This window comes from Lysobacter antibioticus (genome assembly GCF_000731095.1).
GTDB classification, from domain to species: domain Bacteria; phylum Pseudomonadota; class Gammaproteobacteria; order Xanthomonadales; family Xanthomonadaceae; genus Lysobacter; species Lysobacter antibioticus_B.
The window spans coordinates 59,163-74,189 of sequence record NZ_JMTZ01000014.1 but is presented as its reverse complement, the minus strand read 5'-3'; the positions used below and the strand labels follow the sequence as shown (position 1 = coordinate 74,189).

The 15,027-nt window shown below is 65.8% G+C and carries 16 protein-coding genes; 4 read left to right on the top strand and 12 right to left on the bottom strand.

Annotated features, from left to right (window positions below; all coding sequences use genetic code 11):
- Positions 1 to 51 precede the first annotated feature (51 nt).
- The 5 genes from EX88_RS0105745 to tsaA form a co-directional block, all read right to left on the bottom strand.
- Positions 52 to 1,434: an amino acid permease gene (locus EX88_RS0105745; RefSeq protein WP_051884575.1), complete on the bottom strand. Its 1,383-nt coding sequence runs from the start codon at positions 1,432 to 1,434 to the stop codon at positions 52 to 54.
- 445 nt (positions 1,435 to 1,879) lie between these two features.
- Positions 1,880 to 2,641 carry an ABC transporter permease gene (locus EX88_RS0105740; RefSeq protein WP_031371050.1) on the bottom strand — a complete coding sequence of 254 codons (762 nt, stop codon included), beginning with the start codon at positions 2,639 to 2,641 and terminating at the stop codon, positions 1,880 to 1,882.
- A complete protein-coding gene (locus tag EX88_RS0105735) occupies positions 2,638 to 3,639 on the bottom strand; it encodes an ABC transporter ATP-binding protein (RefSeq protein WP_051884573.1) in 1,002 nt (333 codons plus the stop codon). The genes EX88_RS0105740 and EX88_RS0105735 overlap by 4 nt, the downstream gene beginning before the upstream one ends.
- A 130-nt stretch (positions 3,640 to 3,769) precedes the next feature.
- Entirely contained in the window at positions 3,770 to 4,282 is a 513-nt protein-coding gene (locus EX88_RS0105730; RefSeq protein ID WP_036148145.1) for an SRPBCC domain-containing protein, read from the bottom strand.
- Positions 4,283 to 4,458: 176 nt separating this feature from the next.
- Positions 4,459 to 4,995, bottom strand: coding sequence for a tRNA (N6-threonylcarbamoyladenosine(37)-N6)-methyltransferase TrmO (tsaA, locus tag EX88_RS0105725; RefSeq protein WP_031371047.1), 537 nt, complete (start codon positions 4,993 to 4,995; stop codon positions 4,459 to 4,461).
- 324 nt (positions 4,996 to 5,319) lie between these two features.
- Here tsaA and EX88_RS0105720 point away from each other — a divergent pair, with 324 nt between their 5' ends.
- From EX88_RS0105720 to EX88_RS0105710, 3 genes are all read left to right on the top strand, one after another.
- Positions 5,320 to 5,694 carry a YciI family protein gene (locus tag EX88_RS0105720; RefSeq protein WP_031371046.1) on the top strand — a complete coding sequence of 125 codons (375 nt, stop codon included), beginning with the start codon at positions 5,320 to 5,322 and terminating at the stop codon, positions 5,692 to 5,694.
- Positions 5,695 to 5,967: 273 nt separating this feature from the next.
- The gene (locus EX88_RS0105715; RefSeq protein ID WP_031371045.1) at positions 5,968 to 6,324 is read left to right on the top strand and encodes an excalibur calcium-binding domain-containing protein; all 357 of its coding nucleotides are present in this window, start codon (positions 5,968 to 5,970) and stop codon (positions 6,322 to 6,324) included.
- Between the two features lie 139 nt (positions 6,325 to 6,463).
- On the top strand, positions 6,464 to 7,024 hold the full coding sequence (locus tag EX88_RS0105710) for a DUF3016 domain-containing protein (protein ID WP_031371044.1): 561 nt from the start codon (positions 6,464 to 6,466) through the stop codon (positions 7,022 to 7,024).
- Positions 7,025 to 7,190: 166 nt separating this feature from the next.
- Here EX88_RS0105710 and EX88_RS0105705 read toward each other — a convergent pair whose 3' ends face one another.
- The gene (locus EX88_RS0105705; RefSeq protein ID WP_430536895.1) at positions 7,191 to 7,598 is read right to left on the bottom strand and encodes a VOC family protein; all 408 of its coding nucleotides are present in this window, start codon (positions 7,596 to 7,598) and stop codon (positions 7,191 to 7,193) included.
- Between the two features lie 427 nt (positions 7,599 to 8,025).
- Positions 8,026 to 8,457, bottom strand: a complete 432-nt coding sequence (locus EX88_RS0105700; RefSeq protein WP_031371042.1) for a PepSY domain-containing protein — start codon at positions 8,455 to 8,457, stop codon at positions 8,026 to 8,028.
- 402 nt (positions 8,458 to 8,859) lie between these two features.
- Here EX88_RS0105700 and EX88_RS0105695 point away from each other — a divergent pair, with 402 nt between their 5' ends.
- Complete coding sequence (locus EX88_RS0105695) at positions 8,860 to 10,203, top strand: zinc-dependent metalloprotease family protein (protein WP_031371041.1); 1,344 nt, start codon at positions 8,860 to 8,862, stop codon at positions 10,201 to 10,203.
- A 102-nt stretch (positions 10,204 to 10,305) separates the two neighbouring features.
- Here EX88_RS0105695 and EX88_RS0105690 read toward each other — a convergent pair whose 3' ends face one another.
- The 5 genes from EX88_RS0105690 to EX88_RS24350 all read right to left on the bottom strand — a co-directional run bounded on the left by EX88_RS0105690 (position 10,306) and on the right by EX88_RS24350 (position 14,803).
- Positions 10,306 to 11,139, bottom strand: a complete 834-nt coding sequence (locus EX88_RS0105690; RefSeq protein ID WP_031371040.1) for an arylamine N-acetyltransferase family protein — start codon at positions 11,137 to 11,139, stop codon at positions 10,306 to 10,308.
- A gap of 223 nt (positions 11,140 to 11,362) precedes the next feature.
- A complete protein-coding gene (locus EX88_RS0105685; protein ID WP_200875801.1) occupies positions 11,363 to 12,025 on the bottom strand; it encodes a glutathione S-transferase family protein in 663 nt (220 codons plus the stop codon).
- 247 nt (positions 12,026 to 12,272) lie between these two features.
- A complete protein-coding gene (locus EX88_RS0105680; protein ID WP_031371038.1) occupies positions 12,273 to 12,845 on the bottom strand; it encodes a hypothetical protein in 573 nt (190 codons plus the stop codon).
- 78 nt (positions 12,846 to 12,923) lie between these two features.
- Entirely contained in the window at positions 12,924 to 14,225 is a 1,302-nt protein-coding gene (locus tag EX88_RS0105675) for a lipase family protein (protein WP_051884571.1), read from the bottom strand.
- Entirely contained in the window at positions 14,222 to 14,803 is a 582-nt protein-coding gene (locus EX88_RS24350; RefSeq protein ID WP_152566115.1) for a hypothetical protein, read from the bottom strand. The genes EX88_RS0105675 and EX88_RS24350 overlap by 4 nt, the downstream gene beginning before the upstream one ends.
- Positions 14,804 to 15,027 lie beyond the last annotated feature (224 nt).

Genomic DNA, 15,027 nt, shown 5'->3' with positions numbered 1-15,027 from the left:
CTCATCCACCCCCTCTCCCGCACGCGTGAGAGGGGCTTCGAGCGGCAGCGATCAGGCGCGCTGCGCCACCGCGGTGTCGCGCTTGTGGAAGCCGACTGCGTAGTACAGCACTACCAGCAGGATCAGGAACGCGGGGCCGACGTACAGCGCGACGCGGGTGTCGGGGAAGTAGGCCATCAGGCCGACCACCAGCACCAGGAAGGCCAGCGCGACCCACGAAGCCACCGGATACATCGGCATCTTGAAGGCCAGGCGCGCGCGTTCCTCGGCGCTGAGCGCCTTACGGAAGCGCATGTGCGAAACCAGGATCACCGCCCAGGTCCAGATCGCGCCGAAGGTCGAAATCGAGGTCACCCAGACGAACACTTCCTTCGGCGCCAGGTAGTTCAGCAGCACGCCGAACAGCAGCGCCACCACCGACACCAGGATCGCCGCGCGCGGCACGCCGCCGCGCGAAGTGTTGGCGAAGAACGCCGGCGCCTGCTTCTGCTGGGCCAGGTTGTAGAGCATGCGGCCGGTGCTGAAGATGCCGCCGTTGCACGAGGACAGCGCCGCGGTCAGGACCACGAAGTTGATGATGCCGGCGGCCTCGCGGATGCCCAGGCGCTCGAAGGTCATCACGAACGGGCTGCCGGTGGTGCCGAGCTCGTTCCAGGGGTACAGCGACAGGATCACGAACAGCGCGCCGACGTAGAAAATCACGATGCGCCAGAACACCGAGTTGATCGCATCGGGAATCGACTTGCCGGGGTTGGCGGCCTCGCCGGCGGTCAGGCCGATCATTTCCACGCCGAGGTAGGCGAACATCACCATCTGCAGCGACATCAGCACGCCCTGCGCACCGTTCGGGAAGAAGCCGCCGTGCGCCCACAGGTTGCTGATGCCGATGGCCACACCGTTGTTGCCGAAGCCGAACACGATCATCGCCAGGCCGGCGAGGATCATCACCACGATGGTCACGACCTTGATCATCGCGAACCAGAATTCGAACTCGCCGTAGGCCTTGACCGTGATCAGGTTGACCGAGCCCATCGCGATCAGCGCGGCCAGCGCCCAGATCCACTGCGGCGTATCCGGGAACCAGACCTGCATGTAGATGCCGACCGCGGTGATCTCGGCCACGCAGGTCACCAACCACAGGAACCAGTAGTTCCAGCCGGTCAGATAACCGGCGAGCGGCCCGAGGTAGTCGCGGGCGTAGCGGCTGAAGGAGCCGGCGACCGGGTTGTGCACGGCCATCTCGCCGAGCGCGCGCATGATGATGAAGATCGCCGCGCCGCCGAGCAGATAGGCCAGCAGGATGCCGGGGCCGGCCAACTTGATGGCATTGGCCGAGCCGAGGAACAGGCCGACGCCGATCGCGGCGCCGAGCGCCATCAGGCGGATATGGCGTTCGCTCAGACCGCGATGAAGTTCCTGCTGGTTCGTCTGCATCGGCGAGGCTCCCGGAATCGGTCCGGCACGACGCCCGCGCTGCGCTCAACGCGGCCGGACCGGAATCGGCGAAGCATACCCTGGGGTGAGGCGGTGCGGCAGGCGGGCTGAAGCGACTCCCGGCCGAAACCCCAAGCCGCCTCGATTCCCCTTCTCCCTTTCGATTGAAGCCCCTCTCTCGCTTGCGGCGACCGCAGGGAGTGCAAGGCTGAGAGGGGTTGGGGTGAGGGCACGCGAGGCAATTATGGCAACACGCCAGCCTTCATCCGTCCCTTCGGGCCACCTTCTCCCGCTTGCGGGAGAAGGGAAAGGCAAATGCCCGCTTGCGGGAGAAGGGAAAGGCAAATCCCCGCTTGCGGGAGAAGGAAAGTGAGGAAACCTCCCGCTTGCGCGAGAAGGAATGGCTCGCGGGAGAAGGGCAAGCCCGCCTCATCCCGCGCACACCTCAACTCTTCAACTTGTACCCGGTCCGGAAGATCCACCACACCGCGACCAGGCACAGCAGCATGAAACCCGTGGTCATGCCGACGCTGAGGACGATGTCGACATCGGACTTGCCGTAGAAGCTCCAGCGGAAGCCGTTGACCAGGTAGACCACCGGGTTGAACAGCGAGACGCTGCGCCAGAACGGCGGCAACATATCGATCGAGTAGAAACTGCCGCCGAGGAAAGTCAGCGGCATCACGATCATCATCGGGATCATCTGCAGCTTCTCGAAGCCGTCGGCCCACACCCCGATAATGAAGCCGAACAGACTGAAGGTGACAGCGGTCAGGACCAGGAACACCGCCATCCAGACCGGGTGCACGATCTCGAAATCGACGAAGAAGCGCGCGGTGATCAGCATCAGGATGCCCAGCATCACCGACTTGGTCGCCGCCGCGCCGACGTAGCCGGCGATCACCTCCAGGAACGACACCGGCGCCGACAGCAGCTCGTAGATCGTGCCCGACCATTTCGGCAGGTAGATGCCGAAGGAGGCGTTGGAAATGCTCTCGGTCAGCAAGGCCATCATGATCAGGCCCGGCACGATGAAGGCGCCGTAGCTGACCCCGCCGATCTCGACCATGCGCGAGCCGATCGCCGAGCCGAACACGATGAAGTACAGCGAGGTCGACAGCACCGGCGTGGCGATGGACTGCATCAGGGTGCGGAAGGTGCGGTGCATCTCGAAGAAATAAATCGCCTTGATCGCGTGCCGGTTCATGCGCGCACCTCCGCGCCGGCCTGGCGCGGCGATTTGACCAGGTTGACGAAAATCTCTTCCAGCGAGCTCTGGCTGGTGTGCAGGTCCTTGAAGTCGATGCCGTGCTCGCCCAGGCGCCGCAGCAGGGCGGCGATGCCGGTCTCCTCGGATTGAGCATCGAAGGTATAGACCAGCTCGTGGCCGTCGTCCGACAGGCTCAGCGCATCGCTGGCCAGGGCCTCGGGCAGGGTCGACAAGGCGGTCTGCAACTGCAGGGTCAGCTGTTTCTTGCCGAGCTTGCGCATCAGCGCGCGCTTTTCCTCGACCAACACGATCTCGCCGTGGTTGATCACCCCGACCCGGTCGGCCATTTCCTCGGCCTCGTCGATGTAGTGCGTGGTCAGGATGATGGTGACGCCGCTGTCGCGCAGCTGCGACACCATCGCCCACATCTCGCGACGCAGCTCGACGTCGACGCCCGCAGTCGGCTCGTCCAGGAACAGGATGCTCGGCTCGTGCGACAGCGCCTTGGCGATCAGCACGCGCCGCTTCATGCCGCCGGACAGGGCCATGATCTTCTCGCCGCGTTTTTCCCACAGCGACAGGTCGCGCAGGACTTTCTCCAGATACGCCGCATTCGGCGCCCGCCCATACAGGCCGCGGCTGAACTTGACCGTGTCCCACACCGTCTCGAAGGCATCGGTGTGCAGTTCCTGCGGCACCAGGCCGATCGCCGAGCGCGCGGCGCGGTAGTTGCGGACGATGTCGTGGCCGTCGGCGAGTACCTGGCCGCCGCTGGGATTGACGATGCCGCAGACGATGCTGATCAGGGTGGTCTTGCCAGCGCCGTTGGGCCCGAGCAAGGCGAAGATCTCACCGCGTCGGATGTCGAGGTCGACGCCCTTGAGCGCCTGGAAACCGCCGGCATAGGTCTTGGTCAGGCCCTTGATCGAAACGATCGCGGGCGCGTCGCTGCGCGCATGCGCGGACAGCGGGGAAGCTTCGGAAACGGACGGCATGGACACTCCGCGGAGGCGATGACGCGGACGACGGCGCGAGAGTCGCGCCGGGCGCGTGCGGTCGCCCAGTGTACGACCGCCGCGCGCCGGCGGTGCAGGCCGGCGCGCGACTGCGTGCACGCTTCGAGCGTCAGTGCGCGGACACCAGCGCGTCCAGGCGTTCGAAGCATTCGCCCCAACCCGGGATGACCTGCTGTTCTTCCGCCTCGACGCGCTCGGCGATCGAACCGAAGCGCATCTCAAGGGTCAGCAAGGTCTTGCCGGCACCGTGTTCGGCGAAGGTCACGGTGACGCGCGACTGCTGCGAAGGCTTGCTGTCGTCGTCCCAATCGTCGATGTAGACCAGGCGCTCGGGCGCGACGATCTCCTGATAGGTGCCCTTGATCGGGTACTCGGCGCCGTCGGACGCGACCATGCAGATGCGGAACATGCGGCCGACCGCGACGTCCATCTGCCGCACTTCGCTGTTGAAGCCGTGCGGCCCCCACCACTTCGCCACCTGCACGGGGTCGGTCCAGGCCGCGAACACCAGTTCGCGCGGAGCGTTGAGGACGCGCTGCAAGGTGATGCGGTGGTCGTCGACGCTGTGGGTGGTGCGGTCGGCGGAAGCGGTTTCGGCGGTGCTGGAGCCATCGAACGTCATAGGAATTCCTCGGGCGAAAGGGGAAGCCGCGCGCCTCGGTTGGCGCCGGGCCTTGCAGGGCCTACATCTAAACCAATCAGCTAATTAACCTAAAAGGAAAGTATAGCGACAAACCGACGCGGTCAAGCCCTTCGTTTCGATCGATTCGGGGCCGTGACCGGGCGAGCCGCCGGGCCTCAGCCAGCCTGGCCGCCCGGGGGCTTGCGCGGGCGCTTGGGCCCCGGCGCCGATTGCCGGCCCTGCGCGGCGTCGATCTCGTCGATCCAGCCGGCGCGCGATCCGGCGAAGGCATCGGCATAGGGCACGTAGGGTTTGATGTCGAGCACCGGGGTGCCGTCGAGCAGGTCGACGCCGCGCAGGATCAACGCGCCGGGTTCGACCGCGACCAGTTCCACCGCCGACAGCCCCAGCGGATTGGGCCGGTGCGGCGAGCGCGTCGCCAGCACGCCGCGCTTGGGCCCACCGCGCGGCGGCTTCACCTGCGCCTTCCAGCCCTGGCTGCGATGAAACGCGAAGATCAGCCAGATGCGTTCGAACCCGGCCAGGTCGGCATAGGCCTCCGGCGCCAGGTCGTCGACGAATTCCAGCCGCGCCTCGACCACCTCGCCGCTCTGCGTGCCCTGCACTACCGTCGATTGGTGCGGCGCATCGATGCGCTGCGCATACGGCGAGCGCAGGTAGGCGATGGGGCGGCAGGAGAAGACTTCGGACATCGGGCGTGGCCAGGCATTGCGGATCGTCCGCATTGTCGCCGCAGCCCTCGCCGCACGTCGATCACCGCAGAGATAGGCGTCGTCGCTGCAGCCGGGATCGCAGGCCCTGCGATGGCCGCCCGGCAGATTGCCGCACCGATGCAGTGGTGCCCTGCGCATTCATCCGGCGAACGCCACGAGCGGATGCGATGCATGAGTTTCGTCACTGATGCATCGCGCGGCCACGGCGTTATGCTCGGCGCCGCAGTCCTCGCGGCGCGCTCCCCAGCCCTCGCCGCTACGGACCCACCGACGAACGCCTTCCTGCCTGCCCCAGAGGACGCCATGAAATATCTGGTCATGATCTACAACGACGACAGCCTGATCGAAGCCCTGCCCGAGGGCGAGTTCGGCACGATGATGCGCGGCTGCCTCGCCCACGCCGATGCGATGCGCGACGCCGGCGTGCTGCTGGATTCGCAGATGCTCGCGCCGCCGGCGCAGGCGACCACGCTGCGCACGCGCAACGGCCGCACCACCTTCATGGACGGCCCCTTCGCCGAAGCCAAGGAGTACCTGGGCGGCTTCAACCTGATCGAAGCGGCCGACATGGACGAGGCCGTGCGCATCGCCGAATCGTTCCCGTGGAGCCGCACCGGCCGGCTCGAAGTGCGCCCGGTCATGGATTTCGACGACGTGCGGCGCGAGTTCGCGTCCTGAGGGACAGCTGATCTGACTTTGGTATCACCTGCGTTTGATTGTCTGTGCGAACACGAACCGACATCAATGACGGCGATACCGCCCCATGCCAGTCGCTCTGCGAACTGAGGGCCACCCGGTCGCGGCTCGCGCCGCTCCCACCCTGGAGCGGCGGCACCCAAGGGGTAGGAGCGGCGCTCGGATCGATTCCAAACCGATTCAGGCAATCCATACGTTGAGGCGATGACCGCTTTCCCGTCCCGGACCCGTTGGGTTCGAGACGGGGGACTCATCATGCGCGCTCATTCCATCGCGCTCGGCGCCGCACTGGCACTGAGCGTCGCTTCGCCCGCCTGGGCTCACGGCGGCGGCCTCAATGCCGAGGGCTGCCATAACGATCGCAAGCACGGCGGCTACCACTGCCATCGCGGCCCCGCCGCGGGCGGTGGCGGCTTGCGACCGGCATCGCCGCGCGCGCCCAACCGCGCCTCGTCGTGGGCCGCCGACAACACGGGCTCGGCAGCCGACGACGGCGGCACTTACGCCAACTGCAGCGCCGCGCGCGCTGCCGGCGCCGCACCGGTACGACGTGGCGATCCCGGCTACGGCCGGCATCTGGATCGCGACGGCGACGGCGTCGCCTGCGAATGAAGCACCCGCGAACGCGGCGAAGATCGTGAATTGGCGGCAACGGAATCTCCCGCATACGCGGGTTTAACGCCTTGTCGCTGGCGGCGATGCGGTGGCAGGCGGAGAATCGGACCGTATCCCCACCGCATCGGAGCCCGTCATGAACCTCCGCATCGCCTTCGCCGTCCTGCTCTCGGCCGCCGCGCTGATGGCCGGGGACGCCGGCGCGAAGTCCCGCAGCGTCACCGATCCCGACGCGCCACGCGCCCTGCCCGAACAGGGCCCGGTCGCCGTGCGCTGGGAAGACCCGGCACAGTTCACCGAAATCCGCTACAGCCGCAACCGCTTCGAGGCCGTGCGCGGCAATTGGGTCGAGCAACTGGCGCAGCACTTGCGCACCCGCGCGCAGAAGCGGCTGCCGGAAGGGCAGCGGCTGGAAGTCGACATCGCCGACATCAAGCGCGCCGGCGACTTCGAGCCCTGGCACGGCCCGCAGTTCGACGACACCCGCTTCATCCGCGAGATCTATCCGCCGCGCATCGTCCTGAATTTCAAGCGCCTGGACGCCAACGGCCAGGTCGTCGAGGAAGGCCAGCGCACCCTGCGCGACATGGGCTTCATGATGGGCGCGCGCAGCGTCAGCGACAGCGACCCCTTGCGCTACGAGAAGCGTCTGATCGACGACTGGCTGTCACAGGAATTGAAGGCGCCGGGCGTCTGAGCGCTCGCGCCTTGAGCGCGGCATCCCCTGAAACGACGATCGCCCCGGATGCATGACATCCGGGGCGATTTTTTTTAGCCACTGTCGATGCCGGCCACTGCCAACAGCCTCGATGGCGCCCCGCAGATGGGCATCGCCCGATTATGGCGATGCCCGGCGCAGGGACTTACTGCTGGGCGGCGTGCGGTTCCGCATTCGGGTCCATGTAGAACACTTCCCAGGTGTGGCCGTCGAGGTCTTCGTAGCTGCGCTGGTACATGAAACCGTAGTCCACCGGGTCCTTCGGGATGACCGCGCCGGCGGCGATAGCCTTTTCGACCAGTTCGTCGACCTTCTCGCGACTCGCGGCCGACAGGCCGAGCAAGGCCTCGACGCTCTTGGAGGTGTCGCAGATCGACTTCTTGGTGAAGGACTGGAAGAACGGCTCGACCAGCAGCATCACGAAGATATTCTCGCCGACGATCATGCAGGTGGCGTTTTCATCGGTGAACTTGGCATTGAAGGTGTAACCCAACTGGGTATAGAAGGCGACCGCGCGGTCGAGGTTCTTGACGGCGAGGTTGACGAAGATCATGGGCTGCTCGGACATGGCGAATCCTTGGTCGGTTGGAGGGAGGTTCGGCGGGCGGGGGGATAGGATCCGTTTCCTGCCTGCTTATGACAACGACGAACCAAGATCGGCGCAATCGACACGGTCGCGAAATTATTTTTTCGCGCCCTTCGTCACCCCCTACCCTAGGCCCTCGGGCTCGCCCCTAGCCTTCCTCCTGTAGGAGCGGCGTGAGCCGCGACCACGGGACGCGCAGAGACCGCATAGCCGTCGTCACTGATCGAAGCTGGGGGACTGCCGCAGGGTAGGAGCGGCGCGAGCCGCGACCGCGCAGCTTGCCGTGGCAGCGTGTCTGGCCGCAAATCGGTGAAGCAACATCAAGAGCTAAAGCTTCCGTCCGTTGACGCGGCCGCCCCAACCAGGAGCGGCCGCATCATCGCATCAAGCAGCATCAATCCTTTTCGGTGCCGACGACCTTGCCGGTGTTCGGATCGATCTTGACCTCCACGTCCTTACCGCTCGGGCTGTCGGCTTCGGCGTTCCAGATACCGTCCTCGTAGTCGACGTCGTGAACGTTGGTGTAGCCGGCCGCAGCCAGCGCCGCGCGCACGTCGCGTTCGCTCATGCGCGCGACCTGCTCGTTGGGATAGATCGTGCCGGTGCGCGGGTCGAGACGTACTTGTACGCGGTTGCCGTCGCCGCTGCGCGCATCGGCATGCCATACGCCATCGCCGAACTTGAGGTCGTTGACCTTGGTATAGCCCTGTTCGGCCAGACGCGTGCGGATCTGGTGTTCGGTCAGGGCTTCGCTGCCTTGCGGAGACTGCGCAACGGCGGCGGGAATGCAGGCGGCCAAGGCGAGCGCGAGCATGAGCGGCTTCATGGCGTACTCCTGTGCGTGGGGGAGTCTCGATTTTCGACAGGCCGCGCAAACGCGGCATGAACATTCGCGTGTTCATGCGGTCATCGCCGATGCAAGGAAGGCTTTAGCTGAATCTTTTCTCGCACGGGTGCGATTTCAGGAAGCGCTCATGCGTTCGTCACCCGGACCTAACGACGACGCGACAGACGAAGCGAACAGGCGGATTCGCGGTCGCGACTCGCGTCGCTCAGGTCCCACCCTGTGTATCAACGCGATGATCGCGGATTGCAGTATCGGGCTGTGCGACGCCTCCCCGCTAAAATGCCGGCTGCCCCGGCATCGAAATCGCCCGCGCTCTGCGCGGTCGCGTCAGGGCGTGGGCGGCTTCCGCACGCGGGCAACCCGAAACTACCAAGGAGCGGTATGAACCGAACGTCGCTATCGCTGTGCCTGACGTCCCTGATCCTGAGCTGCGCTCTGCCGGCCCTGGCCGCCGGTGCCGGCCAGGCCGTCCGCTATGAAACCCAATTGGCCAAGGCCAGCGCACCGCAAACCGCATCGAGTCCGCACGCCCGTCGCATTGCCCGCGTCGACCAGCGGCTCTCGCAGCGCTTGTCCGCGGCCGCGGGCGTCTCCGCGGGCCGGCCCGCATCGCCCGATGCGCGCCTGGGCTTTTCCCTGTTTCCCGATGTCAGTTTCGAAGCCGAACCGCTGTCGTACGTCGAACGCGCCGACGGCACCGCGACTTGGACCGGCCGGGTGGTCGGCCGGGACGATGCACAAGTGGTGTTGAGCGTCTATGACGGCCATGTCCACGGCCGCATCGACCTGGGCACCGACCAGTTCGTGCTCGAAGGCCCGCTGCAAGGCAAAGCCTTGGTGACCCAGATCGACCCGGGTTCGTTCGCCGGCAAGCTGCGGCACGAGGACGCGCTGAGCCTGAGCCGCGCGCGCCCCGCGGCTGCGGCGAAACGGACCGATGCGACGGCCGACGGCCAAGCGCTCGCCAACAGCAGAGTCGACCTGCTGTTCGTCTACACCGACCGCGTCAACTGGCTGCACCACGGCAAGCTCGGCGGGCCGCCTTCGCCGGAACTGGTCGCGGCGATGCAGAGCCTGGTCGACGACGCCAATGCCTCGTTCGCGGCCGCGCAAGCCGGCGGCTCGCTCAACATCGTCGGCCGCGTGCGGGCCGAGTCCTTCCACGAGCCGGTTCCCGCCAACCCGACCTTCGACATCTGGTCCGACACCCTCGGCCAAATGCACGCCAGCGTGGCGCCGTTCGCCGATCTCGACTCGCTGCGGCAGACCTATAACGCCGATGTGATCGTGCTGCTCGTCGATGGCGCGCGCATGCCGGCCACCTGCGGCGTGGCCAGCATTCCGCCCGACCAGAACAGCGCCAACTGGCGCGACTCGGTGGTCATCGTCAACGTCCGCTGCGCTATCGGCGACCGCACCTTCACCCATGAACTCGGCCATGTCTTCGGCGGCCACCACGAAGGCGAGGCCCCTCCCAATGCCCTGCCGCCGCTCAATCACGCCCAGGGTTTCATCAACTCCAGCGCGCCGTTCCGCACGCTCATGGCGGTCGGCCCGCTCGGCAGCAGCGTCTGCACGACCGCCCTGTGCTCACGCATCAATCGCTGGTCCAGCCCCAACGGTCACTACAATGGTTACGTCCTCGGCGCGTCCAACACCAACATGAAGGCGGCGGTGGCGGCGATGTTCCCGACTGTCGCGGCCTACAGCGACATGACGCCCTGACCGATCGTGTCGCGCAGCGCGCCGGCTCGTCCGGCGCGCTGCGTCGCGGTCTTGCACGGCCGGGTGGCCGTCGAATCGGGGCGGACATCGCTCCGCCCCGATTCACGCCGCCGCCGGCTTGGCCAGCAGGCGCTCGATCGCCTCATGCAACTGCGGATGCGCCGGCACGCGGATATCGAACTCCTCGCGCAGCACCTCGATCACGCTGTCGGCATCGGGCAGTTCGCGGCGCACGCTGTCTTGCCCGAGCCGGTGCACGGCGAAGCTGCCGTTGTTGAAGGTCTTGCGTAACCCCTCGCCGGTGCGGGCGACGAACAACTGGCCGAGGAAGGGCGATTCGGGATGCGCCGAGACGTACCAATTGCCGACTACGAAATCGATGTCGACCTGCTGCTGCAGATCGAACACGTACATGGCCCGCCATTCCTCGCCGACCTGGGCGCGCAACACGTACTGCCCGTCGCGCGGTTGCACACGATAGAACTCGTGCGGCGTCGCCTGCGCTTCGTCCGTGTCCAGGCGCAGCGGCGCGGTCGGCACCATGCCGCCGAAGCCGACGTCGGCGATGTAGCGCACGCCGTCGATCGTCACCAGCACCAGCAGATGCGTGCGCGCCGGCAGGGCGTCCTCGGGGCCGCCCATCAGCACCCGGCCGGTCAGGCCACGCGCGTCGAAACCCAGTTGCTGCAGCAGGGCCAGGAACATCCGGTTGAGTTCGAAGCAATAGCCGCCGCGGCCTTCGTGCAGCAGCTTGCGCTCCAGCGAGGTCAGGTCGATCGGCACCGGCATGCGCAGCAAGGTCGCCAGGGTCTCGAACGGAAATTCGGCGGTATGCCGCCGCTGCAACTCGCGCAGGCTGTCCAGGGTCGGCGGCGGCGCGCTGCGGTAGCCCAGGCGTTGCAGATAAGTGGTGATGTCTTGCAGGCGTGGCGACATCGCGTGGCCCTCGATCGCGTTGAAGTGCGGCCCACGGTAAGGCCTCAAGTGCGATTGAGGTCAAGCGTCGTTTGCGCATTCGATTAACGCCATTGCGCGAACGGTGCGTATCGCCCGGCGACGGTCGGCAGCGCCGGACGCGCGTTCAGCAGCGCGCGTCCGGCCCTGCGCACCGCCGCGGCGGATGCGCGGCGGATACGTCGCGCCGGATCCGTGCCGCGGCTCAGGCCGCCAGCGCGGCGTCGTATTCGGTGGCGAATTGCAGCGACGGACGCTCGCCGCAGCGCTTGATCCAGGCCTGCACCGCCGGGTCTTGCGGCGCGCTGTCGGGGAACCAGGCGAACGGCGAGTGCAGCAGCAGGTCGGCGGCGGTGTAGTGGTCGCCCATCAGATACGGCTGGTCGGCCAAGGCCTTGGCCAGCCGCTCATGCAGCTGCTGCGGGCCGCGGAAGGTGGCATGGACATAGGGATGGCTGATCTCGGCCGCCCCCAGCAGCAGCACCGGCTCGACCACGCCGCCGTACCAGCTCAGCCACGACAGATAACGGCCGCGGTCCTTGTCGCCGATGGCCGCGCCGAACTTGCGGTGCGCGTACAGGTCGGTGAGGTAAAGGATGATCGCCGGGCTTTCCCAGATCTCCACGCCGTCGTGGATCAACAGCGGCACCTTGCCTTCCGGATGCGGGTTGCGCGCATCGCCGTCGAACGCCTGGCCCATACGCTGGATGTCGACCGTGCGGACCTCGACGTCGGCCAGGGCGTCGAGTTCCTTGAGCAGCGAGATGATGCGCGTCGAGCGGGAATGCGGTGCGTGGATCAGAGTGAGCATAAGGGCCTCGGAGTGATGGGTACCGGTCTTGCGCGGCAGGACCAAGATAACCGCCATAGAGGACAGAATCGGTCCTCAATTCGATCCGGGCCGAAGCTTTCGATCGCCGGGGATACGGGCCGAGCGGAACAGCCACACGGTGGTCACCGCAGTTCGCGGCAAGCCGAAGGCCGGCCGCCGGCCGCGCACGGCCGGGCGAACTCGGGTGGAGTCGAAGTCTTCGGGAAGCGAAGCGGGCCGCGAATCTCGCAGCCAGCGCAGGCGCCAAGGCGACCTGCGCAGACCGAGACCGGTCAGACGCCGATCAGGGGCGGGCTTGCACCGGCCGGTACTGTTTTTTGTCGCCGTAGGTCTTGCCCTTCGGATCGACGTTGGCGCAGAGCTTGCCGTCGCACAGGGTTACGTCGGCCTGGTTGTAGGCGCGCAGCAGGTCGGCGGCGACCCGGTTCTCGTTGATGTCGGCACGGTACTGCCACAGCAGCCAACCGCCGCCCGCAAGCAGCAACAGTACGCTGCCGAGTGCCGCACCGACCACTTTCCAGATCAGCTGCTTGTGCAGCCACTCCATGCGCTTGAGCTGGGCCGCCAGCGATTGCGAACCTTCCTGCAGCAGCCCACCGGCGTCCTGCAGCCGGCGCTCGTAGGCGCCGACCGGCTGCGACAGGCCGCTCTCCAGCTTGCCCATCACCGCGCCGGGTAGATTGCGCAGGCTCTCGTCGGCCGACTGCCGCACTACCCCGGGCACTTGCTGCGCGAGCTGCTGCAACTGCTGATAGACCGCCCGTTGGTGTTGCTCGATCTCTTCGCAGCGACGTTCGAACTGCTCCATCAAGGCCGCGGTCTTGCTGACCAGGCCCATCAACTCGTCCTGTTGCATCCAACCGCTCCTCGGTGCGATCTCAAACCGTGCCTGTCTGTCTAAGGTACCGCTGCCTCACACCACTCGATGGCTCGATCAGGCCATGCGCGGGCCGCTGCGCGCCGGCGAAGCCTGCTCGGCCGCCTGCGCCTGCTGCTGCACCGACGCCTGTTGGGCGAGCGCCTGTTCCTGCCGGTCCACCGTCGCCACCGCTTCCTCGCGCAGCGCGCGCCCCGGCGGCGCCGACGCGGCGTCCTGGGTCATTTGCCGGAAGGTATCGCGGTCGCCGTTCTGCGACGCCGCCAGCATGCGGTCGAGGAAGGTCGAGGGGTCGCCACTGATAGAGGTGGTGGCGTTGCGGAACGGAATGCCGGGGCCGGACGGCTGCTCCCTGCCCGGATGGATGTAGTCGGGAATGCTCTTGCCGGGTGCATAGGGATTGAGGTGCAGCGGCGCCGAATGCCGTTCCGGCACGGCCGGCGCGTGGCGCTCTTCCTTGCGACCGGGCTCGCCGGCCTTGATCGGGCCGCGAATATCGTCGATCGCATCGCCGACCCGTTCGAGCGGATTGCGCGAAATATGGGTGACGCCCTTTCGGGTGCTTTCGACGTCGCCGCGGTACTTGTCGATCATCGGGTCGTATTGCTGCGCCAGCCGTTGAGTCTGCGGATCACTCAGCACTGAACGATCCGGTTTTTCGTTCGCGTCCTCATTGAGGAAGTTGTGCATGCTGTGCGAAGTACCGACCATGTCCTTGACCGCGCCGGCCATATTGCGCGCGTCGAAGACACTGCGGTTGTTCTCGTAGCCGCGGTCCTTCATCGTCGCGACTTCCTGCGACGTCGCGTAGACCTTGACCTTGCCGTAGTGGTCGCTGGCCGCACTGACCGGGTCGCCGGCCATCACATGGTTGGTGACGCGGTTGCCGCCTTCGGGGATGCGATAGCCCAGGCTGACCGCGCCATAGGCATTGAAGGTCTCGCCGCGCAGGTCGAAATGGTGAGCAGTGATCTGGGCCAGAGTGCCGCCGAGGGAATGGCCGGTGACGGTGACTTCCGGGGGGGAGGACTTGCCGATGCCTAGCACCTCCGCATGCTTCAATGCATAACGAGTCAGAGCGATGGCATCCTCAGCCTGAGCATTGGTGCGGTTCGTGGCCATGCCGGCATCGGCCAAACCATCCTTGACCATTTCTCGATCAAATTCGGTGCCGCGGTGAGCGACAATGATCTCGCCCGTGTCGGAACGCTGATAAACCGTTCCTTGATAACCCGAAGGCTTGTCGACAGTCTTGAGCACCTTGTAGTGCACACCGTCGATTACAACGCCCTTCTTATTCGAGCGATCCTCGTAAGCATCGCTGGCAAGATCAGCATACTGCTGGCTATTGAGAGTCATGGCGTCCTAGCCTTCGGCGTCAAGCTGATAGTGAACAATTGATCCTGGAATTCAGGTTTGTACTTGCTCCGGTCCACTTCGCCGTGATCGGAGAACTCATCCGGATCATTGCCTGGATAAGCCTGCTTCACGTAGTAATTCGTACGTACCTTCTGGGCGATCAGATCATCGCTCCACAAGGTCGCAACATAGCTGATATCGGTTTTTGCGCCAGTGGCTTTAACCCAAGTGTTCACGCTCATCAGGCGCCAATGGCAGATGCCCCTACCAAGATAGTCTTCATCGAGCATCGCGTCGGCATAAATCGTCGCGGTATACGTGGATTCGTCGACCTTGGAGAACTCCATCGCTATATCGCTCCCAGGCTTCAGCGGCACGCCGGCGATCGGATCAGGAATGTAGCTGCACTCCGTAGCCTCATAGCTTGCGAATCCCTCCACCTTGGCGAACGGCCCCGGCGCATCCGCTACCTTCAGCACAATCTGGTACGGCTGCTTCGGAGCCGGATTGCGTTTGTACTTGGCCTCCATCTCAGCCGTCGAGGGAGCGGAATCGGGCGAGGATTTGTCGGAAGTCATTGCAGTCTCGGGAGCGCTACAGGCGGAAGTACTCAACGCCAGCAGAAGACAAAAGGTGCGAAGCTCACCGCGCATCGATGCCTCCATGGCAAGAGATGATTAAGGGACGGGCCGGGGGCGGCAGTACCGCGACGGTCCCGACCCGGGTCAAGGCCGGGCCTTTATGGGTCCGAGCCTACGTCAGGTGGGAGATTGCCGCAACGGCAACCGAAAGTTGCGATGGC